Source organism: Agrococcus terreus, from assembly GCF_014645235.1.
Lineage (GTDB): Bacteria > Actinomycetota > Actinomycetes > Actinomycetales > Microbacteriaceae > Agrococcus > Agrococcus terreus.
Genome location: NZ_BMLM01000001.1, coordinates 936,747 through 962,990 on the forward strand (window position 1 = coordinate 936,747; position 26,244 = coordinate 962,990).

A 26,244-nucleotide genomic window follows, 5' to 3' on the forward strand; every position below is an offset into this window, starting at 1 on the left:
GGCCGTGCCGGCCGCCGCGCGGGCGCCCGACGGGCGCCGCGCGCGGCTCCGGCGCGCCCTGCGCGCGCTCGGCCTCGTCGCGGCGGGCGTGCTCCTCGTGGTCGTCTTGGCCGCCTGGGCCGCGAGCATCCGGCCCGGCACCTACTCCTCGATGGCGATGGGCGTGCCCGACCTCGGCGGCGCTGCGGCGGTCGTCGGCGGCCACGGGCACGGGGGAGCGGAGCCGAGCACCGAGGGCGCTCCGACGACCGCCGGCACGCCGATCACCGAGCTCGTCGCCGATCCGGCCCGGCCCGCCGACGTGCGCGTCGAGCTCGTCGCGCGCGCCGAGCGCATCGTGCTGCCGGGCGGCGAGGCGGTCGACGGCTTCACCCTGAACGGCTCGACGCCCGGTCCCGAGATCCGCGCGCGCCAGGGCGAGCTCGTCGAGGTGGCGCTCCGCAACGAGTCGGTCGCGGCGGGCACGACCCTCCACTGGCACGGCGTCGACGTGCCCGCCGCCATGGACGGCGTCGCGGGCGTCACGCAGGACGCGGTGCCCCCGGGCGGCTCGTCCACGTACCGGTTCGTCGCCGAGGACGCCGGCTCGTACTGGTACCACGCGCACCAGGTGTCGCACGCGCAGGTGGCCGGCGGCCTCTTCGGCGCGCTCGTGGTCGAGCCCGCCGAGGCGGCCGAACCGCCGCACGCGCTCGACGTCGTCGCGCTGCTGCACACCTATCCCGGCACGTCCCGCACGCTCGACGGCGTCTCGGGCGAGGTGCGGCACGTCGCGGCGGCGGGGTCGCTCGTGCGCGTGCGGATCGCCAACACCGACAGCTCGCCGACCGTCGCGTGGGCGAGCGCGCCCTTCCGCCTGATCGCGATCGACGGCACCGACCTGCACGAACCTGGGCAGGTGGAGGGCCTGCGGGTCGCCGTGACGGCGGGCGGCCGCGCCGACCTCGAGCTGCGCGTGCCGCCCGGCGGCGCACGCGTGCAGGCGCCGGGCGTCTCGCTCGTCGTCGGCCCGGCGGGGGCCTCGCCGCCCGAGCTCGCGGCGCCCGCCGAGGCGCTCGATCCGCTCGACTACGGCGAGCCGGCACCGCTCGGCCTCGACGCCGCCGACCCCGACCGCGACTTCGCCTACGACATCGGCCGCATGCCCGGCTTCCTCGACGGCCGCCCCGGCATCTGGTGGACCATCAACGGCCGGATGGGCGGCGACGTGCCCGCCTACGTCGTCGCGGAGGGCGACGTGGTGCGGATGCGCATCGCCAACGGCAGCGGCGAGGTGCACCCCATGCACCTCCACGGCCACCACGCCGTGGTGCTCTCGCGCGACGGCGTACCGGCGTCCGGCAGCCCCTGGTGGGTCGACTCGCTCGACGTCGGCCACGGCGAGACGTACGAGATCGCGTTCGTCGCCGACAACCCGGGCGTCTGGATGGACCACTGCCACACGCTGCCGCACGCGGTGGAGGGGCTGCAGACGCACCTCGTGTACGAGGGCGTGACGACGCCCTACCTGCTGGGGCGCGACTCCGGCAACGAGCCCGAGTAGGGCTCAGCCCTGCTCGGACGCGGCGCGCTCGGGCTCGGGCGCGTCGTCGCCCAGCTGGCCGAGGTGCTCGCGCGCGAAGTGCAGCGCCTCGCGCAGGAGCCGCAGCCGGTCGCGCTCGCTGCGCGCCTGCCGCGTCTTGATCTCGGCGACCACCTGGCCCGTCCACTCCTGCGCCGCGAGCATCTCGAGCACCTCGGCGACCGGCTCGTTGCCGTGGCCGGGCAGCAGGTGCTCGTCGAACACCTTCCCCTCCTCGGCGGCGACGCCGTCGGTGAGGTGCAGGTGGCGGAGGCGGTCGCCCAGGTCGAGCGCGAGCTCCATCGAGTCGCGCTTGGCGAGCGCGCAGTGCGAGAAGTCGAGCGTGGCGTGCGGCACGTCCATGAGGCTCGGGTCGATGCCCGGCAGGTACGCCTGGCGGTCGATGCCGCCGGCCGACCAGGGGAACATGTTCTCGACCGCGACCTCGACGCCGTGCTTCGCCTCCGTGTCGCGCACCGCCTGCTCGAAGGTGCGCGCGTAGCGGCCCTGCCAGCGGAACGGCGGGTGCACGACGACCGTCGGCGCGCCGACGGCGACGGCGAGCTCCGCCGAGCGGTCGAGCTTCACGAACGGGTCCCGGCCCCAGACGAAGGTCGTGAGCAGCACGACGGGCGCGTGGATCGCGAGGATCGGCTGGTGGTAGCGCTCCGAGAGCTCGAGCAGCCGCTCGGGGCTGCGCGTGCGCGCGTCGGTGGTCACCATCACCTCGACGCCGTCGTAGCCCGCCTCGTGCGACAGGCGGAAGCCGTCCTCCACGCTCTTGGGGAAGACGGAGATCGTGCTCAGCCCGACCTTGATCATGGAGTCGACCGTAGACCCTCCAGGTGGATGCGCGGTGGCCGGCGGGGATGCTCATGGTGTCCGCATGCCCCGCGCCGAGGCCGCGGCGACCCGCACGCCGAGGCCGATCAGACATGCGCCGTCGGCGTAGGATCGGCCCCATGCCTGAGATCGACATCAAGCCGCGCTCGCGCGCCGTCACGGACGGCGTCGAGGCCACCACGAGCCGCGGCATGCTGCGGGCCGTCGGCATGGGCGACGGCGACTGGGAGAAGCCGCAGATCGGCATCGCGAGCTCGTGGAACGAGATCACGCCGTGCAACCTCTCGCTCGACCGCCTCGCCCGCGCCTCCAAGGACGGCGTGCACTCCGGCGGCGGGTTCCCGCTGCAGTTCGGCACCGTCTCCGTCTCGGACGGCATCTCGATGGGCCACGAGGGCATGCACTTCTCGCTCGTGAGCCGCGAGGTCATCGCCGACTCCGTCGAGGTCGTCGTCAACGCTGAGCGCCTCGACGGCACCGTGCTGCTCGCGGGCTGCGACAAGTCTCTGCCCGGCATGCTCATGGCCGCGGCCCGCCTCGACCTCGCGAGCGTCTTCGTCTACGCGGGCTCGATCGCGCCGGGCTTCGCGAAGCTCGAGGACGGCACGATCCCGAAGTCGATGACGATCATCGACTCGTTCGAGGCGGTCGGCGCGTACAAGGCCGGCAAGATCTCGGCAGAGGACCTGCACCGCATCGAGTGCGGCTTCGCACCCGGCGAGGGCGCCTGCGGCGGCATGTACACGGCGAACACGATGGCGTGCATCGCCGAGGCGCTCGGCATGAGCCTGCCCGGCTCGTCGACGCCGCTCTCGGCCGACCGCCGCCGCGACTACTACGCGCGGAAGTCCGGCGAGGCCGTCGTGGAGCTGCTGCGCAAGGGCATCACCGCCCGCGACATCCTCACCAAGGAGGCGTTCGAGAACGCCATCACCGTCGCCATGGTGCTCGGCGGCTCGACGAACGCGGTGCTCCACCTGCTCGCGATCGCGCACGAGGCCGAGGTCGAGCTCACGCTCGAGGACTTCCGCCGGGTGGGGGAGCGCTCGCCGCACCTCGCCGACGTCAAGCCCTTCGGCGCCTACGTCGCCCAGGACTTCGACCGCGTCGGCGGCATGCCCGTCGTCATGCGGGCGCTCCTCGACGCGGGCCTGCTGCACGGCGACGTGCTCACCGTCACGGGCCGCACGCTCGCCGAGAACCTCGCCGCGCTCGACCCCGAGCCCATCGACGGCACCGTCGTGCGCGAGCTCTCGAACCCGATCCACGCCACCGGCGGCCTCACGATCCTCTCCGGCTCGCTCGCGCCCGAGGGCGCGGTCGTGAAGACCGCAGGCTTCGACGCCGAGGTCTTCGAGGGCCCCGCACGCGTGTTCGACCGCGAGCGCGCGGCGATGGATGCGCTGACGGCCGGCGAGATCGCCGCCGGCGACGTCGTCGTCATCCGCTACGAGGGCCCGAAGGGCGGCCCCGGCATGCGCGAGATGCTCGCGATCACCGCCGCCATCAAGGGCGCGGGCCTCGGCAAGGATGTACTACTCTTGACCGACGGACGATTCTCGGGCGGCACAACCGGCCTCTGCATCGGCCACATCGCCCCTGAGGCGGTCGACTCCGGTCCGATCGCCTTCGTGCGCGACGGAGACCGCATCAAGGTCGACATCGCCGCTCGCTCGCTTGACCTGATCGTCGACGAGGCAGAGCTCGCCTCCCGGCGTGAGGGCTGGGAGCCGCTGCCGCCGCGCTACACGCGCGGAGTCCTCGCCAAGTACGCGCGTCTCGTGCGCTCGGCCGCCCACGGCGCGGTCACGGGCTGACGCACGCGCGTCGACGCTCAGGAGAGCCATGACCATCACACCCAGGCCTGCCCCGCCGCGCAGCGCCGAGCCGCCCGTGCTCACGGGCTCCGGCGCGGTCCTCAAGTCGCTCGAGCTGCTCGGGGTCGAGGACGTCTTCGGCCTCCCCGGCGGCGCCATCATCCCGTTCTACGACGAGCTCATGCAGCAGTCGGCGATCCGGCACATCCTCGTCCGGCACGAGCAGGGCGCCGGCCACGCGGCAGAGGGCTACGCCGCCGCCACGGGCCGCGTCGGCGTCTGCATCGCCACCTCCGGCCCGGGCGCGACGAACCTCGTGACCGCCATCGCCGACGCCTACATGGACTCCGTGCCCATGGTCGCGATCACCGGCCAGGTGTTCAGCCACCTCATGGGCACGGATGCGTTCCAGGAGGCCGACATCACGGGCATCACGATGCCCATCACGAAGCACTCCTTCCAGGTGAAGCGCGCCGCCGACGTGCCCGCCGCCATCCAGGCCGCGTTCCACGTCGCCTCGAGCGGCCGCCCCGGCCCCGTGCTCGTCGACATCACGAAGGACGCGCAGCAGGAGTCGGCGCCGTTCGTGTGGCCCGACCGCGTCGACCTGCCCGGCTACCGCCCGGTCACGAAGGCGCACGGCAAGCAGATCACGGCGGCGGCGCAGCTGCTCGCCGCGTCGCAGCGCCCGCTCCTGTACGTGGGCGGCGGCGTGATCCGCGCGAAGGCGTCGGCCGAGCTGCGCGAGTTCGCCGAGGCGACGGGCGCGCCCGTCGTGACGACGCTCATGGCGCGCGGCGCGTTCCCCGACTCGCACCCGCAGCACCTCGGCATGCCCGGCATGCACGGCTCGGTGCCGGCGGTGCTCGCGTTCCAGGAGTGCGACCTCATCGTCGCGCTCGGCGCCCGCTTCGACGACCGCGTCACCGGCAAGGTGGCGGAGTTCGCCCCGGGCGCGAAGGTCGTCCACGTCGACGTCGACCCGGCCGAGATCTCGAAGATCCGCGCCGCCGACGTGCCCATCGTGGGCGACGTGCGCGACGTGCTCTCCGACCTCTCGATCGCGTTCCAGGAGCTCGCCGCGAGCGACCGGCCCGACCTCACCGACTGGTGGGAGCGCCTCCAGGGCCTCCAGGAGCGCTTCCCGCTCGGCTTCTCGGAGCCGACCGACGGCAAGCTCTCGCCGCAGCACGTCATCTCGCGCATCGGCGAGCTCACCGGCCCCGAGGGCGTCTACGCCGCGGGCGTCGGCCAGCACCAGATGTGGGCCGCGCAGTTCATCAAGTACGAGCGCCCGAACGCGTGGCTCAACTCCGGCGGCGCCGGCACCATGGGCTACGCGGTGCCCGCCGCGATGGGCGCGAAGGTCGCCGAGCCCGAGCGCGTCGTGTGGGCGATCGACGGCGACGGCTGCTTCCAGATGACGAACCAGGAGCTCGCCACCTGCGCGCTCAACGACATCCCCATCAAGGTCGCCGTCATCAACAACTCGTCGCTCGGCATGGTGCGGCAGTGGCAGAACCTCTTCTACGAGGGCCGCTACTCCTTCACCGACCTCGAGACCGGCGACGACGCGCGCATGATCCCCGACTTCGTGAAGCTCGGCGAGGCCTACGGCTGCCTGTCGATCCGCGTCACGAAGCCCGAGGAGATCGACCCGGCCATCGCGCTCGCGCTCGAGACGAACGACCGCCCCGTCGTCATCGACTTCATCGTGTCGAAGGACTCGATGGTGTGGCCGATGGTGCCGCAGGGCGTCTCGAACTCCTTCGTGCAGTACGCGAAGGATCACAGCCCGGTGTGGGAGGAGGAGTGATGAGCACGCACGTCCTGTCGCTCCTCGTCGAGGACAAGCCCGGCCTGCTGACGCGCGTCGCCGGCCTCTTCGCCCGCCGCGGCTTCAACATCGAGTCGCTCGCGGTCGGCAAGACCGAGGTGCCCGGCCTCTCGCGCATCACCGTCGTCGTCGACGTCGAGGACCTGCCGCTCGAGCAGGTCACGAAGCAGCTGAACAAGCTCGTCAACGTCGTGAAGATCGTCGAGCTCGAGCCGGCCCAGTCGGTGCAGCGCGAGCACATGCTCGTCAAGGTCAAGGTCGACAACGCCACCCGCTCCCAGATCCTCGAGGCCGCGACGCTGTTCCGCGCGCGCGTCGTCGACGTCACCACCGACGCGCTCGTCGTCGAGGTGACGGGCGACTCCTCGAAGTGCCAGGCGCTGCTCCGGCTGCTGGAGCCGTACGGCATCAAGGAGATCGCGCAGTCGGGCCTCCTCGCCATCGGGCGCGGCGGCAAGTCCATCAGCGAGCGCGTGCTCAAGGCATAGCGCCTCGAACCAGACCACCACGGAGGGAACCGCAATGACTGAGGTCATCTACGACGACGGTGCCGACCTCGGCATCGTCCAGGGCAAGAAGGTCGCCATCATCGGCTACGGCTCGCAGGGCCACGCGCACGCGCTCAACCTGCGCGACTCGGGCGTCGAGGTCCGCGTCGGCCTCCAGCCGGAGTCGAAGTCGCGCGCCAAGGCGACCGAGGCCGGCTTCGAGGTCGGCACGCCCGCCGAGGTCTCGGCCTGGGCCGACGTGATCGTCATCCTCGCCCCCGACCAGCACCAGCGCCACATCTACAAGGACGAGGTCGCGCCGGCGCTCGCCGAGGGCAAGACGCTCCTCTTCAGCCACGGCTTCAACATCCGCTTCGGCTACATCGAGGCGCCCGAGGGCGTCGACGTCGTGCTCGTCGCCCCGAAGGGCCCGGGCCACACCGTCCGTCGCGAGTTCGAGGCCGGTCGCGGCGTGCCCGTGATCGTCGCCGTCGAGAAGGACGCCACCGGCAAGGCCTGGGACACGGCCTGGTCGTACGCGAAGGCCATCGGCGGCCTCCGCGCCGGCGGCATCACCACCACCTTCACCGAGGAGACCGAGACGGACCTCTTCGGCGAGCAGGCCGTGCTCTGCGGCGGCACCTCGCAGCTCGTGCAGTACGGCTTCGAGACGCTCATCGAGGCCGGCTACCAGCCCGAGATCGCCTACTTCGAGGTGCTCCACGAGCTGAAGCTCATCGTCGACCTCATGTGGGAGGGCGGCATCGCCAAGCAGCGCTGGTCGATCTCCGACACGGCCGAGTACGGCGACTACGTCTCGGGCCCCCGCGTCATCAGCCCCGACGTCAAGACGAACATGCAGGCCGTGCTCGCCGACATCCAGTCGGGCGCGTTCGCGAAGCGCTTCATCGAGGACCAGGACGCCGGCGCGCCCGAGTTCCAGGAACTGCGCGCGAAGCAGGCCGGCCACCCGATCGAGGCGACGGGCAAGCAGCTGCGGTCGCTGTTCGCCTGGGAGCAGCCGGACGCGGACTACACGGACGGCTCGGCCGCCCGCTGACCCTGCGTCGCTGAGGAGGGGACCCCGATCGGGGTCCCCTCCTTCGTCGTCTGGGATCCGGCACCCAGGTCGGAGGAGTTGGGTGGGGGACATGCCTCGTACCCCGAACGCTTCCCTCTGGCTCGACGACGGACCCGCGATCGCGCTCGACGAGGCGATCGTGCAGCGGCCCGATGCGGTCGTGGTCGGCGCGGGCATCACCGGGCTCTCGACCGCCGTCGCGCTCGCCCGGCAGGGCGCCTCCGTGCTCGTGCTCGAGGCCCGTGCACCCGGCGCGTTCGCCACCGGGAGCACGACCGCGAAGGTCAGCCTCCTGCAGTCCGACCGGCTGCACCGCATCCTCTCGCTCGCCCGCCGCGACGCGGCGCAGGCGTTCGTCGACGGCTCGCGCGCGGCGCAGTCGTGGCTGCTCGAGCTGCTCGACGGCGCGGGCGCCGAGGTCGAGCGGCGCTCCGCCGTCTCGTTCGCGTGGACGCCGGAGGGCGCCGACGCGCTCGAGCAGGAGCTGGAGGCCGCGCGCAGCCTCGGCGTGCCCGCGGCGCACGGCGGCGCCGAGCAGCTGCCGTTCGCGGTGGCTGGCGCGATCGAGCTCGAGGCGCAGGCGCAGGTGCAGCCCGTCGCCATGCTCGCCGCACTGGCCGCGGAGGCGCGGGCGCACGGCGCGATCATCGCCCGTCGCACCGTGCGCGGCGTGCGCCGCTCGGAGCGGGGCGTCGTCGTGACGACGGACGAGGGGGAGGTCCGCGCGGGCGCCGCCGTGCTCGCGACCGGCTCGCCCGTGCCGGCGCGCATCACCTCGTCGCTGCTCGAGGCGCACCGCTCGTACGCGGCCGCCTACCGAGTCCCGGGCGCGCTGCCCGCGCCGATGGCGATCAGCGTCGACTCGCCCTCCCGCTCGCTGCGCACCGCGCGGCACCGCGGCGAGGAGGTGCTCGTGGTGGGCGGCCCCGGCCACCCGGTCGGCCGGCACGACGACCCGCGGCGGCTCGTCGCCGAGCTCGACGGCTGGGTGCGCGCGCGGTTCCCGGGCGCCGAGCGCACGCACGTCTGGAGCGCGCAGGACTATCGGACCCCGGATCGGCTGCCCTGGATCGGCGCCCGGCCCGGGTCCCGCGGCGGCATCCTGCTCGCCACCGGCTTCGACAAGTGGGGCATGACGAGCGGCGTGCTCAGCGCGCTCGCGATCGCCGGCCGCCTGGGCGGCGCGGAGCCCGACTGGGCGCGCACGCTGCGGCGCAGGGGCGCGACACCCGCCGCGCTCGGCAGCGCCGTCGGCTCGGGCCTCGCCGTGGGTGCGGCGCAGGTGCGCGCGGCGTCGGCGGCGCTGCGGCCGGTCGAGGCGCCGGGCGAGGGGGAAGGGCGCGTCGGCCTCGAGGGTCCGCGGCTCGTGGCGACCTCGACCGTCGAGGGCGAGACCCGATCCGTCTCCGCCTTCTGCCCGCACGTCGGCGCCCTCGTGCAGTGGAACGCGCAGGAGGCGAGCTGGGACTGCTCGGCGCACGGCTCCCGCTTCGCGCCCGACGGCACGCGCCTCGAGGGCCCCGCCGCGTGCGGCCTCCGCGGCCTGCGCCGCGCGGCCCACGCGGGGTAGATGGCCCGCGCCGACGCGGAGCGCGCCCTGCGACCGGACCTGCCGGGCGTGGCAGGGTGGAGCGGTGGAGAGCGTCACCGAGGACCGCAAGGTCGCCCAGGCCTATCTGCGGTGGGCGGACGTCGAGGCCGACGACCGCTCGCCGCGCTACGCGGAGTGGGCACGCGGCGTCGCCGCCGATCCCGAGCTGCCGGCGCTCATCGCCGAGCTCGAGCCGGTGAAGCGCCAGCCCAACCTCCTCTTCGCCTCCGCCCGGTTCGAGGGCGTCCCGATCGCGCCGTGGGCCGAGGTGCGCGACATGGTGGTCGGCGCGTGGCCCGCCATCCGCTCCTGCATGCTCGCGCGCCTGACGCAGACGAACGAGGCGCGCCGGATGGCGACCCTGCTGCCCGCCATCGCGCACCTCGTGGGGCCGATCGCGCTCGTCGAGGTCGGCGCCGCCGCCGGCCTCTGCCTCTACCCGGACCGCTGGCGCTACCGCTTCGGCCCCGGCCGCTCCGTCGGCGACGCGAGCCTGCCGCTGCTCGAGGCGATCGCCTCGCCGTCGACGCCCCTCCCCGCCGCGCCGCCGCAGGTGGCCTGGCGCGGCGGCATCGACCTGCAGCCGCTCGATCCCGCCGACCCCGACACGAAGGCCTGGCTCGAGGCGCTCGTCTGGCCGGATGCGACGGGCGGCGTCGACGGGGCGCGCGTCGACCGCCTCCGCACCGCCGTCGCGATCGCCCGGCGCGAGCCCGCGTCCCTCCGCCGCGGCGACCTCACGGCCGACACCCGCGCGCTCGTCGAGGAGGCGGCCGCGCACGCGCCGACCGTGGTCGTGTGGCACTCGGCGGTGCTCGCGTACGTGCCGGCGTTCGAGCGCGCCGCGTTCGCGGACCTCATGGGGGAGCTGCCCGTCACGTGGGTCGCGAACGAGGGCGCCGCGCTCGAGATCGGGCCGCCCGCGCCGTGGGCGGGGCCCGGCGACTTCGTGCTGCGTCGCGACGCCGAGCCGATCGCGATCACCGACCCGCACGGCGGCGCCGTGACCTGGCTCGACGACATCGCGCGCTGAGGGGCTCCGCGCTGCGCCCTCCGGCGCATGGCCGTCGCACAGCGGCGGGCGGCCGGTCCGCCGAGTAGGCTCGATCGGGTGAGCCGCGACGAGGACGCCCTCCGCTGGGAGGGCGACGACGAGCTCGATCGGGCGACCCCGCGCGACGCCCGCGTCGCGCCCGCCGCCGCCGCGCCGGCCGCGCAGACCCGCGAGCGAGGCCCCCAGGCGATCCGCTGGCTCGCGCTGGCGCTCGCGATCGCCGCGACAGCCGGATGGGTCGTCGTGGTCGTCGCGAACCCGGTCGAGCAGCCGAGCCTCGTCGGCCTCGCGCTCTACCAGCTGGGCGAGCTGCTGGCCGTGGTCGGCCCGTTCGCATGGTGGTTCGTCGTCGACCGGCTCGCGCCCGCCGCCCGCCGCGCGCCCTGGTGGCTCGCCGGCCTCGTGGTCACGGCCCCCTGGCCGCTCGTCGCGGGGCTGCTCGCATGAGCGGCGCGCGCGACCCGCGCGACGAGCGGGAGGAGCAGGCCGTGCCGGAGGGCGCCAGCATCGATGCCGCGACGACGGATGCGGCGGAGCCGTCGGAGGTCGGAGCGGCCGATGCGGCGTCGCCGTCGTCGGATGCGGCCGCGGACGCTGCCGTGGCGAACGCGGACGACGCACCCGCCGAGCGCCCCGCCGACGCCTGGATCGTCGCCTTCCTCTTCGCGCTCGCGTTCGTCTACGACACGGTCGAGGCGGTCACGAACCTCCAGCAGCTGCCGCTGCTCTACATCGGCGCCGACATCGCCGGCGCCATCCCGTGGTGGCTGCTCATCGCGGGCGTCGCGCTGCCGGGGCTCCTCTTCGGCGCGGCCGTCGTGCTCGGCCGTGGGCGCCGCATCGTGGCGAAGGCCGGCATCCTGCTCGTCGCCCTCGCGGTGAGCGCGCAGGCGAGCCTGCTCGCCGAGCAGCTCGCCCGGCAGATCGCGATCGCCGCGCTCGGCGGCTAGCTCCTCGACGCTCGGCCGGCGCTGCGCGGCTGATCCCGAGGGCCGTCAGATGACGGCGACGAGCAGCAGCGCGCCGAGCACGACCTGCCCGATCGCGCGCGGCACGACGGGCACGGCCGCGGGGCCGAAGCGCTCCGGCTCGCGCGCGGCCTGCGCGTTCGCGGGGAAGACCGCGACGAGCAGCGCGATGAGGCCGAGCGCGGCGGCGAAGCGCACGCCCCACCACGGCGCGAGCAGGCCGATGCCACCCAGGATCTCGGCGACGCCCGAGATCGTCACGAGCGGCAGCGCGCGGCGGCGCTCCGGGCCGGCGATCGGGGCGGGGATCATCGCCGCCATCGTCCGCCGCACGCGCGGCACGAAGTGGGCGGCGCCCATCCCGACGAAGACGACGGCGAGGAGGATGCGCAGCACCAGCTGCGCGATCGAGAAGGCGTCCATCGCCTCCATCCTCCCGCATCCTCGGCGTCGCGCGCGCGGCGCGGGTCCCCGAGGGTCAGAGCACCGCGACGACGAGCAGCGACGGCACGACGAGCACGCCCGCGGCCTGGAGCAGGAGCTCGCCGCGGAACGCCCGCTCCGCCCAGTGCTCGCGGAGCGAGGCGAGGTGCTGCGCGCCGAGCAGCAGCACGAGCGCTGCGAGCGCGATCGCCCCCGCCACCTGCACGCCGTGCCACGGCGCGAGGAGGGCCAGGCCGCCGATCGCGCTCGTCGCCAGGATCGCGTTCGCGGCCCCGACCATCCGTCGCGTCGCCGCGGCGCCGTCCAGCCCGCCGACGAGCGCCGACGGCAGCACCGTCTCGATGATGGCCTTCCGGATGCGCCACACCGGATGCGAGAGGCCGAGCCCGACGAAGGCGATCGCGAGCACGATGCGCAGCACGAGCTGCGCGATCCGGAGGGGGTCCACGCCGCCATCCTGCGGTGCGGGCTCGGCCCTCGGCGCCCGCGACACGCGCACCCGCCGTGTGACGTCCCGGGTCGGAGGGCCGGGCATGGCACGCGCGCCTCGCTATCCTGGCCCAGGCACGACGACGTGCTGCCTCCCTCATCAGCCCCCATCCGAGGAGATCCGCATGTCCAAGCCCGTCGTCCTGATCGCCGAGGAGCTGTCGGCCGCGACCGTCGACGCCCTCGGGCCCGACTTCGACATCCGGCACGTCGACGGCACCGACCGCCCCGCCCTGTTCGAGGCGCTCGCCGAGGCGAACGCGATCCTCGTGCGCAGCGCGACGAAGGTCGACGCGGAGGCCCTCGGCCACGCGCCGAAGCTGCAGGTCATCGCCCGCGCGGGCGTCGGCCTCGACAACGTCGAGATCCCCGCCGCGACCGCCGCCGGCGTCATGGTCGTGAACGCGCCCACGTCGAACATCGTCTCGGCCGCCGAGCTCGCGATCGCGCACATCCTCGGCCTCGCCCGCCACATCCCCGCCGCCGACGCCTCGCTGAAGCGCGGCGAGTGGAAGCGCTCCGCCTACACGGGCGTCGAGCTCTACGAGAAGACCGTGGGCATCGTCGGCCTCGGCCGCATCGGCGTGCTCGTCGCCGAGCGCCTCGCGGCCTTCGGCACGAAGCTCATCGCCTTCGACCCGTTCGTGAGCCCCGCGCGCGCCGCCCAGCTGGGCGTCGAGCTGCGCAGCCTCGACGAGCTCATGGCGGAGGCCGACTTCGTCACCATCCACATCCCGCGCACGCCCGAGACCGTCGGCCTCATCGGCGAGGCGCAGTTCGCGGTGGCGAAGCCGTCGCTGCGCATCGTGAACGCGTCGCGCGGCGGCATCATCGACGAGGCCGCGCTCGCGACGGCGCTCCGCGAGGGCCGGATCGCCGGCGCCGGCATCGACGTCTTCGTCTCGGAGCCGCCGAAGGACGACGCGCTCACCTCGGCCCCCAACATCCAGGTCACGCCGCACCTCGGCGCCTCCACCGACGAGGCGCAGGAGAAGGCGGGCGTCGCCGTGGCCCGCTCGGTGCGCCTCGCGCTCTCGGGCGACCTCGTGCCGGATGCGGTGAACGTCGCGGGCGGCATCATCGACGAGTACGTGCGCCCCGGCATCCCGCTGGCCGAGAAGCTCGGCCAGTTCCTCGCCGGCCTCGCCGCCGGCCCGATCGAGGCGGTCGACGTGCTCGTGCACGGCGAGCTCGCCGGCTACGACGTGAAGGTGCTGCGCCTCGCGGCGCTCAAGGGCTTCTTCTCGTCGATCGTCTCGGAGCAGGTGACGTTCGTGAACGCGCCCGTCATCGCGGAGTCGCGCGGCGTCACCTCCGAGCTCTCGGCCGACGAGCGATCGGACGAATACCGCAACGTCGTCGAGATCGTCGCCGCCACGAGCGACGGCCGCCGCGTCTCGGTCGCCGGCACGCTCACCGGCCCGAAGCAGGTCGAGAAGATCGTCGCCGTGAACGGCCAGTCGGTCGAGGTGCCGATGGCCGAGCACTTCGTCGTCATGGAGTACGAGGACCGCCCCGGCATCGTCGCGCTCTACGGCGGCGCGTTCGGCGAGGCCGCCATCAACATCGCCGGCATGCAGATCGCCCGCACCGAGGCCGGCGGCACGGCGCTGTCGATCATCACGATCGACCAGGCCGCGCCCGACGCGCTCGTCGAGCAGCTCGGCGCCGCGATCGAGGCGACCGCGATCCGGCAGATCGAGATCCGCCCGCTCTGACGCATCCGCGTCCTTCGCCGACGGCGCCGCTCGGGCGCGATCGGCGCCACTCGAGCGATGCACCCGGATCGAGTGGTCGATCCCTGCGATCACTGGTCGCCAGATGTCGGGATCGGTCAGCTGCTGCAGCAGATCGTGACCACTGATCGCGCGACGTGACCACTCGCTCCCATGCAGCGACCACTCGTCCCGGGGGAGGGCGGACGCTGGTCGCGCGTGGGCGGCGCGGGCTAGCGTCGGGGCATGGACACCGCATCGTCTGCTGCCGCTCCTCGCATCGTGCTCGTCCCCGGCTTCTGGCTGGGCGCCTGGGCCTGGGACGAGGTGGCTGCGATCCTCCGCGAGCGCGGCCGCGACGTCGTCGCGCTCACGCTGCCCGGGCTCGAGCCCGAGCACCCGCGCCGCGGCGAGGTGACGCTCGAGGACCACGCCGCCGCCGTGCTCGACGCGATCGGCGACGGCCCCGTCGTGCTCGTCGCGCACTCCGGCGCCGCGTTCCCCGCCACCATCGCGATCGACCGCCGGCCGGATGCCGTGGCGCACGCCGTGTGGGTCGACACCTGCCCCGTGGTCGACGGCCAGGCGATGGACGCGTCGTTCGAGGGCGACGCGATGCCCATCGACGCGGCGTGGGACGAGGAGCTCGAGGGCGGCTCGATGCGCGACCTCACGGAGGCGCAGCTGGCGACGCTCCGCGAGCGGGCGGTGCCCGAGCCCGCGGGCGCGGTGCGCGACGCGGCGGTGCTGCGCGACGAGCGCCGCCTCGACGTGCCGCAGACGCTCGTCGCCACCGGGTTCTCGGGCGACGAGTACCGCGCCTACGCCGAGCAGGGGGCCGGGTTCCTCCGGGGGCTCGGCGAGCAGCGCGCGCTCCGGACGGTCGACCTCCCGACCGGCCACTGGCCGATGTGGTCGCGCCCGCGCGAGCTCGCCGACCTCATCGACGCCGCCGGCCGCTGATCGCGGACGCGGCCGAAGGCGCGCACGGCGCGGCGGCGGCGCGCCCGCCCGCCCGGCGGGCAGCCCCGCCCAGCCCCGCCCAGCCCCGCCTCGGCTCAGGCCGCGACGAGCGCCCGGTCGCCCTCCGGCAGCAGCACCCACACGCTTGCGCCGCCGAGAGGCGACTCGTCGATGCCGATCCGGCCGCCGAGCGCCTCGACGATCCGACGGCAGGTCGAGAGGCCGATCCCGAGGCCGTCGGCGGCGCCGGCCGCGTCCGGGTCCGCCTGCGCTGCACCGCGCTCGAGCAGCCCGAAGACGCGGTCGCGCTCGGCCTCGGGCACGCCCGGCCCGTCGTCCTCGACGCGCACGCGCCAGCCGCCGTCGAGCTCGTCGCAGCGCACCTCCACGCGCGGCGAGCGCCCGCCGGCCGCCCCGAACTTCAGGGCGTTCGACAGCAGGTTCTGCAGCAGCGCGCGCAGCAGCGTCGGATCGCCCGGCACGACGGGGAGCGGATCGACCTCGAGCGAGGCGCCCGTCGCGGCGACCTGCGCGTCGAGGTCGTCGACGACGTCGGCGACGACGTCCGCGAGGTCGACGGGCCGACGGCTCGGCCGGCCGCCGATGCGCGCGTAGTCGAGCAGGTCCTCGACGAGCGCCGACATCCGGGCGGTCGCGGCCTCCGCCCGCGAGAGCGCGGAGGCGGCGCGCGGCGCGTCGACGAGCTCGGGACTGTCGGCCGCGAGCTCGAGGAACCCGGCGAGCGCCGTGAGCGGCGTGCGGAGGTCGTGGCTCACCTGCCCGGCGAACTGCGCGAGCGACTCGTTCGAGCGGCCGAGCTCGCGGGTGATGCGGCGCAGCTCGAGCACGTCGACCACCTGGTGCGCGAGCAGCGCGAGCCCGCGGCTCTCGGCGTCGGTGAGCTCGCCCGTCCGCTCGTCGAACACGCACAGCGTGCCGATCGGGATGCCGGCGGGCGTCACGAGCGGGCTCGAGGCGTAGAAGACGACGTTGGCGACCTCGCCGGTGACGAAGGGATTCGCGCGGAAGCGGTCGTCGAGCCGCGCGTCCGCCACGACCGTGTGCCCGGGGTGGCGGAACACGACCGCGCACATCGAGTCCTCGCGCGAGCACACGTCAGGCTCGAAGCCGACGGCCGCGACCTGGTGCTGCGAGCGGTCGTCGATGATGTTGATGACGGCGCGCGGCACGCCGCACAGGGTGGCCGCGAGCTCGACGAGCCCCTGCAGGTCGGGCTCGGGCGGGCGCCCGACGACCTCGTACTCGGCGATGGCCTCTCGGCGGGCGATGTCCTCGATCGACACGGCAGTGCTCCTCCGCGCGGCGCTCGTGACCCGCCGCGCGAGGTCAGGATACCGAGCCGGCCTCACGGCGCGGTGCGCGGCTCGCCTCAGGCGCCGAGCCGCCGGGCGATGGCCAGGATGCTCTCGAGCTCGGCCTCGGCGCGGGCCGGGTCGAGGGCGCCCATCGCCGAGCGCAGGTAGATGCCGTCCGACATGAGCACGATCGCGTGCGCGAGCTCCTCGTCGCCGAGCCGCTCGGCGATCGCGGAGGCGTAGGCGTCGTCGATCCGCTGCATCGCGGCGCGCGCCGGGCCGCCGGTGGGCAGCTGCGCGAGCCGCACGAGCGCGACGGTCGCGCGGTCGAACCCGGAGTCGACGGCGATGGAGGAGCGGAGGAACGCCTCGACGATGTCGTCGGCGCGGAGCAGGGCCTCGACGTCCTCGGCGCCGAACGCGAGGAACCGCTCGATGAGGCCGGCCTCGAGGTCGGCCTTCGACCCGAAGTGGTAGAGGAGCCCGCCCTTCGAGACGCCGGCGCGGTCGGCGACGGCCTGCACGGTCGCGGCGCGCTCGCCCTCCTCGATGAGCAGGGCGACGTACGCGTCGAGCAGGAGCTCCCTCGTGGAGCCGTCGCGGGCCATGCGTCCACCCTAGCGTTGCCAACAAACCGTCCAGACGGTACAGTTGCGTGGTCCGCGAGCGCCCTCGCCGACCCTCGAGAGGAGCAGACCATGCAGACCGGCCAGATGCAGCGCATCGACGAGACGACCGCGCCCCGCGCCGGGGCGCGCGAGTGGGTCGCGCTCGCAGTCCTCATGCTCCCGGTGCTGCTCGTCTCGATCGACAACACGGTGCTCGCCTTCGCGCTGCCGCAGATCGCGCTCGCGCTCGAGCCCGACGCCGCCCAGCAGCTGTGGATGGTCGACGCGTACGCGCTCGTGCTCGCCGGCCTCCTCGTCGCCATGGGCAGCCTCGGCGACCGCTGCGGCCGCCGCCGGATGCTGCTCATCGGCGCCACGGGCTTCGCCCTCGTCTCGGTGCTCGCGGCGTTCTCGCCGAACGCCGAGACGCTCATCGCCGCCCGTGCCGCGCTCGGCTTCTTCGGCGCGATGCTCATGCCCTCGACGCTCTCGCTGCTGCGCTCCACGTTCCAGCACCGCGACCAGCGCCGTCTCGCGATCGCCGTCTGGGCGACCGCCTTCTCGGTGGGCAGCGCCCTCGGCCCGACGGTCGGCGGACTGCTGCTCCAGCACTTCGCCTGGGGCTCGGTGTTCCTGCTCGCCGTGCCGGTGCTGCTGCCGCTGCTCGTCGCCGCGCCGCTGCTCGTGCGCGAGAGCCGCGACCCGAACCCGGGCCGCATCGACCCGATCGGCATCCTGCTCTCGATCGTCGCGCTCGGCGCGCTCGCCGCCGCGATCAAGCACGTCGCCGTCGACGGCCCTGACCTCGTCGCCCTCGCCATGGTCGTCGCCGCGATCGCCGCGGGCACCGCCTTCGTGCGCCGCATGCGCCGCGTCCCGAACCCCATGCTCGACATCGACCTGCTGCGCATCCCGGCGTTCGCCGGCGCCATCACGATCAACCTGCTGAGCGTCGTCGCACTCGTGGGCGCGCTCTTCTTCCTCACGCAGCACCTGCAGCTCGTGGAGGGCATGTCGACGCTCGACGCCGCGCTGCTGCTCGTGCCCGGCACGATCGCCATGGTCGCGACGGGCCTCGGCGTCGTGCGGCTCGTGCGGCACCTGCGTCCGCACCGCATCATCGCGATCGGCCTCGCGAGCTCCGTCGCCGGCTACCTGCTCGTGGCGATCGCAGGCGACGACCTCACGCCGCTGCACGTCGCGATCGCGTACCTGCTGCTCGGCGCCGGCGTCGGCGCCGCCGAGACGCTCTCGAACGAGATCGTCATCTCGACCGCCCCGCCCGCGAAGGCCGGTGCTGCGAGCGCGGTCTCCGAGACCGCCTACGAGCTCGGCGCGGTGCTCGGCACCGCGGTGCTCGGCGGCATCGTGAGCGCCGTGTACCGCTCGACGATCGCGCTGCCGGAGGGGCTCGCGGCGACGGATGCGGCTGCCGCCCGCGAGACGCTCGCGGGCGCGCTCGACGTCGCCGAGCGGGTGCAGGGCGAGCTGGGCGCGGCGGTCGCCGAGGCGGCGAGGGTCGCCTTCGACCACGGCGCGGTCTGGACCTCGGTGACGGGCGCGGCGCTCGTCGTGGTGGCGATCGTCGTGTCGCTCCGCGCCCTCCGGCGCGCGTAGTCGGGCGCGCGCCTCAGCCGACGCAGACGAGCGGCGCCGCCCCCTCGGGGCGGCGCCGCTCGTGCGTGCGGGTCAGATGACGTCGTCGCGACGCTCCGTGCGCTCGACGCGCGTGCCGGTGTCGGGGTCGACCGCCGAGCGCGTCACCTGCGAGGTGCGCCCCGAGCGGGCGGCCATGATGATGCCGATGAGCGTCACGAGGGCGCCCGCGGCGAGCAGGATGTAGCCGATCAGCGTCCAGTTGGCGCCGTCGACCTGCCAGAGTGCCGGGACCGCCCAGGCGACGATCGCGCCGACGGCCATGAGGAAGATGCCGAATCCGATGCTCATGCGAGCTCTCCGTCCGATCGGTGGCCGCCCGGGACTCAGGCGGCCGCTGCGGGGGACGGTAGCGCGGGATGCTGGACGCCAGGCGAGGGGCGTGCGCGCGGCTAGGGTGGAGGCACGGCCCGCGCCGGTGCGGCGCCGGCATTCGACGCGCACGGCGCACGAGGAGGAAGCGTGGAGCAGCTGCGGCTCGCGGTCATCGCAGGCGACGGCATCGGCCCGGAGGTCACGACGGAGGCCCGGAAGGCCATCCGCGCGGCCGTCGACGGCGTCGAGGTCGTCGAGACGGAGTACGCGCTCGGCGCCGCCCACTACCTCGAGAGCGGCGAGATCCTCGAGGACGCGACGATCGACGCGCTCCGCAGCCACGACGCGATCCTGCTCGGCGCCGTCGGCGGCGACCCGAGCGACCCGCGCCTCGCGGGCGGCATCATCGAGCGCGGCCTGCTGCTGAAGCTGCGCTTCGCGTTCGACCACCACGTCAACCTCCGGCCGACGAAGCTCCACCCCAAGGTGCAGAGCCCTTTGCGCGAGCCGGGCGACATCGACTTCGTCGTCGTCCGCGAGGGCACCGAAGGCCCCTACGTCGGCAACGGCGGCGCCATCCGCGTCGGCACGCCCCACGAGGTGGCGAACGAGACCAGCGTCAACACCGCGTTCGGCGTCGAGCGCGTCGTGCGCTTCGCCTTCGACCTCGCCGAGCAGCGCTCGAAGCGCGTCACGCTCGTGCACAAGACCAACGTGCTCGTGCACGCGGGCGGCCTGTGGCGGCGCACCGTCGACGCCGTCGCCGCCGAGCACCCCGACGTCGCCGTCGACTACCTCCACATCGACGCCGCGACCATCTTCCTCGTCGACCGGCCCAGCCGCTTCGACGTCATCGTCACCGACAACCTCTTCGGCGACATCATCACCGACCTCGCCGGCGCCGTCGGCGGCGGCATCGGCATGGCCGCATCGGGCAACCTCGACCCGTCCGGCGCCCACCCCAGCATGTTCGAGCCGGTCCACGGCTCCGCGCCCGACATCGCGGGCACCGGAGCCGCCGACCCCACCGCGGCGATCCTGTCGGCGGCGCTCCTGCTCGAGCACACCGGCCAGGCCGAGGCGGCCGAGCGCATCCGCGCCGCCGTCGACGCCGACGTCGACGCACGCGGCGACGCGCGCCGCACCACGAGCGAGGTCGGCGACGCGATCGCCGAGCGCATCCGAGCATCCAAGGAGCACGCATGACCACCACCGAGTTCACGCTCACCCGTTCCGAGCGCCCCGCGAGCGACGAGGTCCGCGCGGCGGTGCTCGCGCAGCCCGGCTTCGGCAAGCACTTCACCGACCACATGGTCTCGATCGACTGGACGCAGGACGGCGGCTGGCACGACGCTCGCGTCGAGCCGTACGGCCCGCTGCAGATGGACCCGGCCTCGGCCGTGCTCCACTACGGCCAGGAGATCTTCGAGGGCATGAAGGCGTACCGCCGCGCCGACGGCTCGGTCTGGACCTTCCGCCCCGACCAGAACGCCAAGCGGATGCAGCGCTCGGCCGCGCGCCTCGCGCTGCCCCAGATCCCCGAGGAGCTCTTCCTCGAGGCGATCCGCCGCCTCGTGGAGGTCGACGAGGCGTGGGTGCCTGAGGGCGGCGAGGACTCGCTGTACCTGCGCCCGTTCATGATCGCCAACGAGGTGTTCCTCGGCGTGCGGGCGGCGCAGACGGTGCGCTTCATGGTGATCGCGAGCCCCGCGGGCCCGTACTTCGCAGGCGGCGTCGAGCCCGTCTCGATCTGGCTCTCGCGCGAGTACAACCGCGCCGGCCGCGGCGGCACGGGTGCCGCGAAGTGCGGCGGCAACTACGCCGCGAGCCTCCTGCCCACGCAGATCGCCGTCGCGAACGGCTGCGCGCAGGTGCTCTTCCTCAACGAGGCCGGCACCGACCTCGAGGAGCTCGGCGGCATGAACGTCGTGCTCGTCAAGGCCGACGGCACGCTCGTGACCCCCGACTCCGACTCGATCCTCGACGGCGTCACCCGCAACTCGCTGCTCCAGCTGGCCGAGGACGACGGCCACCGCATCGAGCGTCGCCCCGTGAGGCTCGCCGAGTGGCGCGACGGCGTCGCCGACGGCTCGATCACCGAGGCGTTCGCGTGCGGCACCGCGGCGGTGCTCACGCCCATCGCGGCGCTGAAGACCACCGAGGAGACGATCGGCGACCCCGAGGCGCCGGCCGGCCCCGTCGCCCTCGCGCTCCGCGCCCGGCTCACCGACATCCAGTACGGCCGCGCGGAGGACCCGCACGGCTGGATGGTGCGGCTGACGGGCGCGCGCTGATGCGGGTCGCGCGCTTCTCGCACCAGGGGCGGATCGGCTTCGGCATCGTCGACGAGGACGCCCTCGTCGAGCTCTCGGGCGACCCCATCCTGGGCCTGTGGGACACGACGGGCAACCGCATCCCGCTCGGCGAGGCGAAGCTGCTCGCGCCGGTCATCCCGCGCTCGAAGGTCGTGGCCGTCGGCCGCAACTACGCGAAGCACGCGGCCGAGCTCGGCAACGACGTGCCGACGCAGCCGCTCGTCTTCCTCAAGCCGAACACCTCGGTGATCGGCCCGGGCGACGCGATCGTGCTGCCGCCGGAGTCGGAGAGCGTGCACTTCGAGGGCGAGGTCGCGCTCGTCATCGGCTCGGTCGCGCGGCGGCTGACGCCGGACAACGCGCTCAGTGCCGTCTTCGGCGTGACCGTCGCGAACGACGTGACGGCGCGCGACCTGCAGCGCGCCGAGGGCCAGTGGGTGCGGGCGAAGGGCTTCGACACGTTCTGCCCGCTCGGCCCGGCCATCGAGACCGAGCCCGACTGGGACGCGCTGCGCGTCATCACGCGCGTCGACGGCGAGGTGCGGCAGGACGGCGTCTCGAGCGACTGGGTCTTCGACGTGCCGACCGTGCTCACCTGGATCACCGCCGCGATGACGCTGCTGCCCGGCGACGTCGTGCTCATGGGCACGCCCGAGGGCGTCGGCCCGCTCGAGCCCGGCCAGACCGTCGAGGTCGAGGTGCCGGGCGTCGGCACGCTGCGGAGCCCGGTCGTCGCGCACGCCTGACCTGGGAGCGCGCTCCCGATCCCTGCCGCTCGAGGCCGGTGCGTCCTAGCATCGGCCTCGAGCGACGTCCGGGCGGGCGGCGAGACGAGGAGGTTCCATGTCCGAGGTCCAGCAGCTCGTCGGGCGGATGCCGGTCGGACGCATCGCGCAGCAGGCGGGTGTGAGCGAGGACGATGCGCGGCGCGCGATCGACGCGATCGTGCCGGTGCTCGTGGGCGGCATGCAGGCGAACGCGGCCGACCCCGCAGGGGAGCGCTCCCTCGTGGGTGCGCTCGGCCAGCATCGCGGGCACCTCGACGAGCGGCTCGGCGGCGACGTCGACGCCGACGACGGCGAGCGGATCGTCCACAACGTCTTCGGCGACCGCACCGACCAGGTCGCCCGCGCCGCGGGCGGCGACTCCGCCCTCGGCGGCATCATCCGGAAGATCCTGCCGATCGTGGCGCCCATGGTGATCGCGTGGATCGCGAACCGGTTCCTCGGCGGGCAGCAGGGGCAGGCCGCGCAGCAGCAGGGGGGCCACGTCGAATCGCCGTTCGGCGAGGGGAAGGCGCAGCGGCCCGCACCGGACCCCGAGCCCGCGCAGCAGCAGGGCGGCGGCCTCGGCGACCTGCTCGGCGGTCTCCTCGGTGGCGGCTCGGGCGGCTCGTCGGGAGGCCCGCTCGGTCCGCTCGGCGACGTCCTCGGCGGGCTGCTGGGCGGAGGCAAGCGATAGCCCGCGGCACGCTGAGTGGAGGCTGTCTGCATATGGAGCCTGCCGACCGGTAGAGTCTCGGCATGGCTTCCCCCGATGCGCTCCGCGGCCACGTCGACGCGATGCTGCTCTCGGTGCTCGCCGAGGGCCCGATCCACGGCTACGGCGCGATCGAGCGCATCCGGGAGCGGTCCGGCGGCGAGCTCGACTTCCCGAGCGGCACGGTCTACCCGGCGCTGAAGCGGCTCGAGCGGCGCGGCCACATCGAGGGGGAGTGGGCGTCGGAGGGGCGCTCGAAGCGGGTCTACCGGCTCACGGCCTCCGGCGAGCGCGCGCTCGCGACCGAGCGCGACGACTGGGCGGCGACCGCCTCGATCATCACGCGCGTGCTGGGCGCGGCGCGAGCCTGACCGCGCCGAAGCGCACGAGCAGCGCGGCGGCGCCCGCGGCCATCGCGCCGCCGAGCAGCACCGTGAGCGCCACGAGCGCGGCGAGGATGCCCGCGCCGCCGGTCGGTGCCGGGAGCGTCGCCGCCATCACGACCGCGCCCGCGACGAGCACGCCCGCGAGCGCGAGCTGCAGGCCCGCGACGGCGACGAGCGCCGCGAGCGACCCGGAGCGGCGGATCGCGAGCCATCCCGCGACGGCCGCGACCGCGACCATCGGCGCGACGACGTCGAGCGCGCGCGAGAGCGGCAGCATCCAGCCCACCTCGAGCGGCACGCGGAAGCCGGGGAGCGAGGCGAGCGTCGTCATGCCGACGACCCACGCGGCGATGAGCACGCCGGCGGCGACCGCCGAGGCGGGCGCGTAGCGGCGCCCGAGGTCGGCGAGCAGCTCGCGCGAGAGGTCGGCGGCCACAGCCCCCGCGTCGCCGAACTCGGCGACCACGGCCTCCGCCGCGTCGGCCTCCGAGGCGCCCCGCGAGACCCGCGCCGCGACCGCCTCTCGCAGGTCGCCCTCGACCTCGCGCAGCACGTCGCGGCGAGCGCGGCCCGTCGCCCGCAGATCCTGGCCGAGACGGGCCAGGAGGCGGTCGACGGGATCGGTCCGGAGCATCGCATCCATCGTCCCACGCCTAGGATGGAGTCATCATGAGCGTCCCCTTCTCGACGGCGACCGGCAGCGACGTCGTCGTCCGCTTCTGCCCCTCGCCGACCGGCACCCCGCACGTCGGCCTCATCCGCACCGCCCTCTTCAACTGGGCCTATGCGCGCCACCACGGCGGCAAGCTCGTCTTCCGCATCGAGGACACGGATGCGGCGCGCGACAGCCAGGAGTCGTACGTGCAGCTGCTCGACGCGATGCGCTGGCTCGGCATCGACTGGGACGAGGGCGTCGAGACGGGCGGCCCGCACGCGCCGTACCGCCAGTCGCAGCGCGGCGACGTCTACGCCGGCATCATCGAGCGCCTCAAGGACGCCGGGCACCTGTACGAGTCGTTCGCGACCCCGGAGGAGATGGAGCAGCGCAACCGCGACGCCGGCCGCGACCCGCGCCAGGGCTACGACAACTTCGAGCGCGACCTGACGTCGGAGCAGCGCGAGGCGCTCCGCGCCGAGGGCCGCACGCCGAGCCTCCGCCTGCGCGTGCCCGACGAGGACCTCTCGTTCGACGACCTCGTGCGCGGCGAGATCACCTTCCCCGCCGGCTCCTTCACCGACTTCGTCGTCGTGCGGCCGAACGGCGCCCCGCTCTACACGTTCGTGAATCCCGTCGACGACGCGCTCATGGGCATCACGCACGTGCTGCGCGGCGAGGACCTCCTCTCGTCGACGCCCCGGCAGATCGCGCTCTACCGCGCACTCGCCGACATCGGCGTCGTCTCGGCCATCCCGCGCTTCGGCCACCTGCCGTACGTGATGGGCGACGGCAACCGCAAGCTCTCGAAGCGCGACCCGCAGTCGAACCTGTTCCTGCTGCGCGAGGCCGGCTTCATCCCCGAGGGCCTGCTCAACTACCTCTCGCTCCTCGGCTGGTCGATCTCGCACGACCGCGACGTCTTCACCCGCGACGAGCTCATCGCCGCGTTCGACGTCGAGGACGTCAACCCCAACCCCTCGCGCTTCGACGCCAAGAAGGCGGAGTCGATCAACGGCGACCACGTGCGCCTGCTCGCGGCCGACGACTTCGCCGCCCGCCTCGAGCCGTACCTCGGGCGGGTCTTCGGCGGCCCGCCCTCGGACGAGGAGCGCGCGCTGCTCGCGAAGGCCGCGCCGCTCGTGCAGGAGCGCATGCAGCTCATCGGCCAGGCCGAGGACATGCTGGGCTTCCTCTTCCTCGACGACGAGGACATCCACCACGACGCGGATGCCGTGGCCGGCCTCGGCGACGACGCCCACGCCGCGCTCGAGGCCTCGCGGCGCGCGCTCGCCGAGCTCGAGACCTTCGACGCGGCCTCGATCGAGCAGGTGCTGCGCGAGGTGCTCGTCGAGGGCCTCGGCATCAAGCCGCGCTTCGCGTTCACGCCGCTGCGCGTGGCCGTGACGGGCCGCCGGGTCTCGCCGCCGCTCTTCGAGTCGCTCGAGCTGCTCGGCCGCGCGTCGACGCTCGCACGCATCGACCGGCTCGCGGCCGCCGCCTGAGCATGGCGGGCAGCGTGGACGTCGACGTCGTCGTCATCGGCGCAGGCCCCGCGGGGCTCGCGGCGACGCTCAACCTCGCGCGCGCGCAGCGCAGCGTGGCGCTGCTCGACTCGAACCGCCCGCGGCACGCGGCGACGCTGCAGTCGCACGGCTTCATCACGCGCGACGGCATCTCGCCCATCGAGCTGCGCACGATGGGTCGCGAGGAGGTCCTGCGCTACCCGACGGTGCACCACGAGCGGACGCTCGTGCAGGCGCTCGAGCCCTTCGACGGCGGCTTCGTCGTGCGCACCGAGCAGCGCGGCTCGCGCGTCGCCGGCGAGACGCGCGCCGCCGCGGTGCTCATCGCGACCGGGCTCTCCGAGACGCTGCCGGCGCCGCAGCACGTGCGCGCCTGGTACGGCACCTCGCTCCACTCGTGCATGGACTGCGACGGCTACGACAAGCGCGGCCAGGCGCTCGCGCTGATCGGCGAGACCGCCGACCTCGTCGACCGCGCCATGGTCATCCGCCGCCACACCGACGACCTCGCCGTCTTCACGAACGGCGTCGACGCGGTCGACGCGGCGGGGGAGCAGCGGCTGGCCGAGCACGGCATCGCGCTCGTGCGCTCGCCCATCGCGGCGATCGAGGGCGACCGCGAGGGCATGCAGGCGATCGTGCTCGAGGACGGCGAGCGCAGCGTGCGCACCGCCGGCTTCGTGAGGCCGCTGTGGCATCCGCAGCTCTCGTTCGCGGATGGGCTCGGCGTCGAGACCGACGAGGCGGGCCTCGTGCTCGTCGACCGCTCGCAGCGCACCTCCGTCGAAGGCCTCTACGCCGCGGGCGACATCACTCCCGGCTTCCGCCAGCTGGCGGTCGCCGCGGGCGCCGGCACCGTCGCGGCCTCGGTGATCAACCGCGACCTCATCGCGCGCGGCCGCTGACGGGCGGCGCCGATTCGCGCCCGGGCGGGGGAGCCGCTATGCTCGATACTCGGTGCGGACGCCTCGGCGGACGCCCTTGGGGTATGGTGTAATTGGCAACACGGAGGTTTCTGGTACCTTTGTTCTTGGTTCGAGTCCAGGTACCCCAGCTCTGAAGCCCTCGCTGACGCGGGGGCTTTCTCGCGTCCAGGGCGCGCTCGGCGCTCGCGCCGACCGACCTGCTGGTCGCTCG

At 74.2% G+C, this 26,244-nt stretch carries 26 protein-coding genes and 1 tRNA gene; 20 read left to right on the top strand and 7 right to left on the bottom strand.

The window, feature by feature from the left end:
• Positions 1-4: 4 nt before the first annotated feature.
• Positions 5-1,543, top strand: coding sequence for a multicopper oxidase family protein (locus tag IEW90_RS04545; protein WP_229679486.1), 1,539 nt, complete (start codon positions 5-7; stop codon positions 1,541-1,543).
• Between the two features lie 3 nt (positions 1,544-1,546).
• Here the strand turns inward: IEW90_RS04545 and IEW90_RS04550 are convergent, their stop codons facing one another.
• Positions 1,547-2,383, bottom strand: a complete 837-nt coding sequence (locus tag IEW90_RS04550) for a sugar phosphate isomerase/epimerase family protein (protein WP_188716477.1) — start codon at positions 2,381-2,383, stop codon at positions 1,547-1,549.
• A 140-nt stretch (positions 2,384-2,523) separates the two neighbouring features.
• On the opposite strand from IEW90_RS04550, the gene ilvD reads away from it, so the two are divergent.
• The 8 genes from ilvD to IEW90_RS04590 all read left to right on the top strand — a co-directional run bounded on the left by ilvD (position 2,524) and on the right by IEW90_RS04590 (position 11,222).
• Complete coding sequence (gene ilvD / locus IEW90_RS04555) at positions 2,524-4,221, top strand: dihydroxy-acid dehydratase (protein WP_188716478.1); 1,698 nt, start codon at positions 2,524-2,526, stop codon at positions 4,219-4,221.
• Entirely contained in the window at positions 4,121-6,037 is a 1,917-nt protein-coding gene (locus IEW90_RS04560; protein ID WP_268236813.1) for an acetolactate synthase large subunit, read from the top strand. The genes ilvD and IEW90_RS04560 overlap by 101 nt, the downstream gene beginning before the upstream one ends.
• Positions 6,037-6,546, top strand: a complete 510-nt coding sequence (ilvN, locus tag IEW90_RS04565) for an acetolactate synthase small subunit (protein WP_188716489.1) — start codon at positions 6,037-6,039, stop codon at positions 6,544-6,546. The genes IEW90_RS04560 and ilvN overlap by 1 nt, the downstream gene beginning before the upstream one ends.
• Positions 6,547-6,580: 34 nt before the next feature.
• On the top strand, positions 6,581-7,606 hold the full coding sequence (ilvC, locus tag IEW90_RS04570; RefSeq protein WP_188716491.1) for a ketol-acid reductoisomerase: 1,026 nt from the start codon (positions 6,581-6,583) through the stop codon (positions 7,604-7,606).
• A gap of 91 nt (positions 7,607-7,697) precedes the next feature.
• The gene (locus IEW90_RS04575) at positions 7,698-9,197 is read left to right on the top strand and encodes an FAD-dependent oxidoreductase (RefSeq protein ID WP_188716493.1); all 1,500 of its coding nucleotides are present in this window, start codon (positions 7,698-7,700) and stop codon (positions 9,195-9,197) included.
• A gap of 64 nt (positions 9,198-9,261) precedes the next feature.
• A complete protein-coding gene (locus IEW90_RS04580; RefSeq protein WP_188716495.1) occupies positions 9,262-10,251 on the top strand; it encodes a DUF2332 domain-containing protein in 990 nt (329 codons plus the stop codon).
• 78 nt (positions 10,252-10,329) lie between these two features.
• On the top strand, positions 10,330-10,719 hold the full coding sequence (locus IEW90_RS04585; RefSeq protein WP_188716497.1) for a hypothetical protein: 390 nt from the start codon (positions 10,330-10,332) through the stop codon (positions 10,717-10,719).
• The gene (locus IEW90_RS04590; protein ID WP_188716499.1) at positions 10,716-11,222 is read left to right on the top strand and encodes a hypothetical protein; all 507 of its coding nucleotides are present in this window, start codon (positions 10,716-10,718) and stop codon (positions 11,220-11,222) included. The genes IEW90_RS04585 and IEW90_RS04590 overlap by 4 nt, the downstream gene beginning before the upstream one ends.
• Before the next feature lie 45 nt (positions 11,223-11,267).
• Here the strand turns inward: IEW90_RS04590 and IEW90_RS04595 are convergent, their stop codons facing one another.
• Positions 11,268-11,663 carry a DoxX-related protein gene (locus IEW90_RS04595; RefSeq protein ID WP_188716501.1) on the bottom strand — a complete coding sequence of 132 codons (396 nt, stop codon included), beginning with the start codon at positions 11,661-11,663 and terminating at the stop codon, positions 11,268-11,270.
• Between the two features lie 55 nt (positions 11,664-11,718).
• Positions 11,719-12,132: a hypothetical protein gene (locus IEW90_RS04600; RefSeq protein ID WP_188716503.1), complete on the bottom strand. Its 414-nt coding sequence runs from the start codon at positions 12,130-12,132 to the stop codon at positions 11,719-11,721.
• Positions 12,133-12,298: 166 nt separating this feature from the next.
• Between IEW90_RS04600 and serA the strand changes: the two genes are divergently transcribed.
• Both serA and IEW90_RS04610 read left to right on the top strand, forming a co-directional pair.
• Complete coding sequence (gene serA / locus IEW90_RS04605) at positions 12,299-13,891, top strand: phosphoglycerate dehydrogenase (protein WP_188716505.1); 1,593 nt, start codon at positions 12,299-12,301, stop codon at positions 13,889-13,891.
• Positions 13,892-14,134: 243 nt separating this feature from the next.
• Positions 14,135-14,851, top strand: coding sequence for an alpha/beta fold hydrolase (locus IEW90_RS04610; RefSeq protein WP_188716507.1), 717 nt, complete (start codon positions 14,135-14,137; stop codon positions 14,849-14,851).
• A gap of 95 nt (positions 14,852-14,946) precedes the next feature.
• Here IEW90_RS04610 and IEW90_RS04615 read toward each other — a convergent pair whose 3' ends face one another.
• Positions 14,947-16,155: a sensor histidine kinase gene (locus tag IEW90_RS04615; RefSeq protein ID WP_188716509.1), complete on the bottom strand. Its 1,209-nt coding sequence runs from the start codon at positions 16,153-16,155 to the stop codon at positions 14,947-14,949.
• A gap of 86 nt (positions 16,156-16,241) precedes the next feature.
• On the bottom strand, positions 16,242-16,775 hold the full coding sequence (locus tag IEW90_RS13910; protein ID WP_188716511.1) for a TetR/AcrR family transcriptional regulator: 534 nt from the start codon (positions 16,773-16,775) through the stop codon (positions 16,242-16,244).
• A 90-nt stretch (positions 16,776-16,865) separates the two neighbouring features.
• Between IEW90_RS13910 and IEW90_RS04625 the strand changes: the two genes are divergently transcribed.
• Positions 16,866-18,392, top strand: a complete 1,527-nt coding sequence (locus IEW90_RS04625) for an MFS transporter (protein WP_188716513.1) — start codon at positions 16,866-16,868, stop codon at positions 18,390-18,392.
• A 72-nt stretch (positions 18,393-18,464) separates the two neighbouring features.
• On the opposite strand, the gene IEW90_RS04630 is transcribed toward IEW90_RS04625, so the two are convergent.
• Positions 18,465-18,722 carry a DUF6458 family protein gene (locus tag IEW90_RS04630; RefSeq protein ID WP_188716515.1) on the bottom strand — a complete coding sequence of 86 codons (258 nt, stop codon included), beginning with the start codon at positions 18,720-18,722 and terminating at the stop codon, positions 18,465-18,467.
• A gap of 171 nt (positions 18,723-18,893) precedes the next feature.
• Between IEW90_RS04630 and IEW90_RS04635 the strand changes: the two genes are divergently transcribed.
• The 5 genes from IEW90_RS04635 to IEW90_RS04655 all read left to right on the top strand — a co-directional run bounded on the left by IEW90_RS04635 (position 18,894) and on the right by IEW90_RS04655 (position 22,911).
• Positions 18,894-19,952, top strand: a complete 1,059-nt coding sequence (locus tag IEW90_RS04635; protein WP_188716517.1) for a 3-isopropylmalate dehydrogenase — start codon at positions 18,894-18,896, stop codon at positions 19,950-19,952.
• A complete protein-coding gene (locus IEW90_RS04640; RefSeq protein ID WP_188716519.1) occupies positions 19,949-21,040 on the top strand; it encodes a branched-chain amino acid aminotransferase in 1,092 nt (363 codons plus the stop codon). The genes IEW90_RS04635 and IEW90_RS04640 overlap by 4 nt, the downstream gene beginning before the upstream one ends.
• Positions 21,040-21,807, top strand: coding sequence for a fumarylacetoacetate hydrolase family protein (locus IEW90_RS04645; RefSeq protein ID WP_188716521.1), 768 nt, complete (start codon positions 21,040-21,042; stop codon positions 21,805-21,807). The genes IEW90_RS04640 and IEW90_RS04645 overlap by 1 nt, the downstream gene beginning before the upstream one ends.
• Before the next feature lie 97 nt (positions 21,808-21,904).
• A complete protein-coding gene (locus IEW90_RS04650; protein WP_188716523.1) occupies positions 21,905-22,522 on the top strand; it encodes a DUF937 domain-containing protein in 618 nt (205 codons plus the stop codon).
• 62 nt (positions 22,523-22,584) lie between these two features.
• Positions 22,585-22,911: a PadR family transcriptional regulator gene (locus tag IEW90_RS04655; RefSeq protein WP_188716525.1), complete on the top strand. Its 327-nt coding sequence runs from the start codon at positions 22,585-22,587 to the stop codon at positions 22,909-22,911.
• On the opposite strand, the gene IEW90_RS04660 is transcribed toward IEW90_RS04655, so the two are convergent.
• Positions 22,880-23,560, bottom strand: a complete 681-nt coding sequence (locus tag IEW90_RS04660) for a permease prefix domain 1-containing protein (protein WP_188716527.1) — start codon at positions 23,558-23,560, stop codon at positions 22,880-22,882. The two genes, IEW90_RS04655 and IEW90_RS04660, sit on opposite strands and share 32 nt — an antisense overlap.
• A gap of 35 nt (positions 23,561-23,595) precedes the next feature.
• On the opposite strand from IEW90_RS04660, the gene gltX reads away from it, so the two are divergent.
• The 3 genes from gltX to IEW90_RS04675 all read left to right on the top strand — a co-directional run bounded on the left by gltX (position 23,596) and on the right by IEW90_RS04675 (position 26,161).
• Positions 23,596-25,086, top strand: a complete 1,491-nt coding sequence (gene gltX / locus IEW90_RS04665; protein WP_188716529.1) for a glutamate--tRNA ligase — start codon at positions 23,596-23,598, stop codon at positions 25,084-25,086.
• Positions 25,087-25,100: 14 nt separating this feature from the next.
• The gene (locus IEW90_RS04670; RefSeq protein WP_229679487.1) at positions 25,101-26,012 is read left to right on the top strand and encodes an NAD(P)/FAD-dependent oxidoreductase; all 912 of its coding nucleotides are present in this window, start codon (positions 25,101-25,103) and stop codon (positions 26,010-26,012) included.
• 77 nt (positions 26,013-26,089) lie between these two features.
• Positions 26,090-26,161: transfer RNA gene (locus IEW90_RS04675), tRNA-Gln, on the top strand.
• Positions 26,162-26,244: the final 83 nt, after the last annotated feature.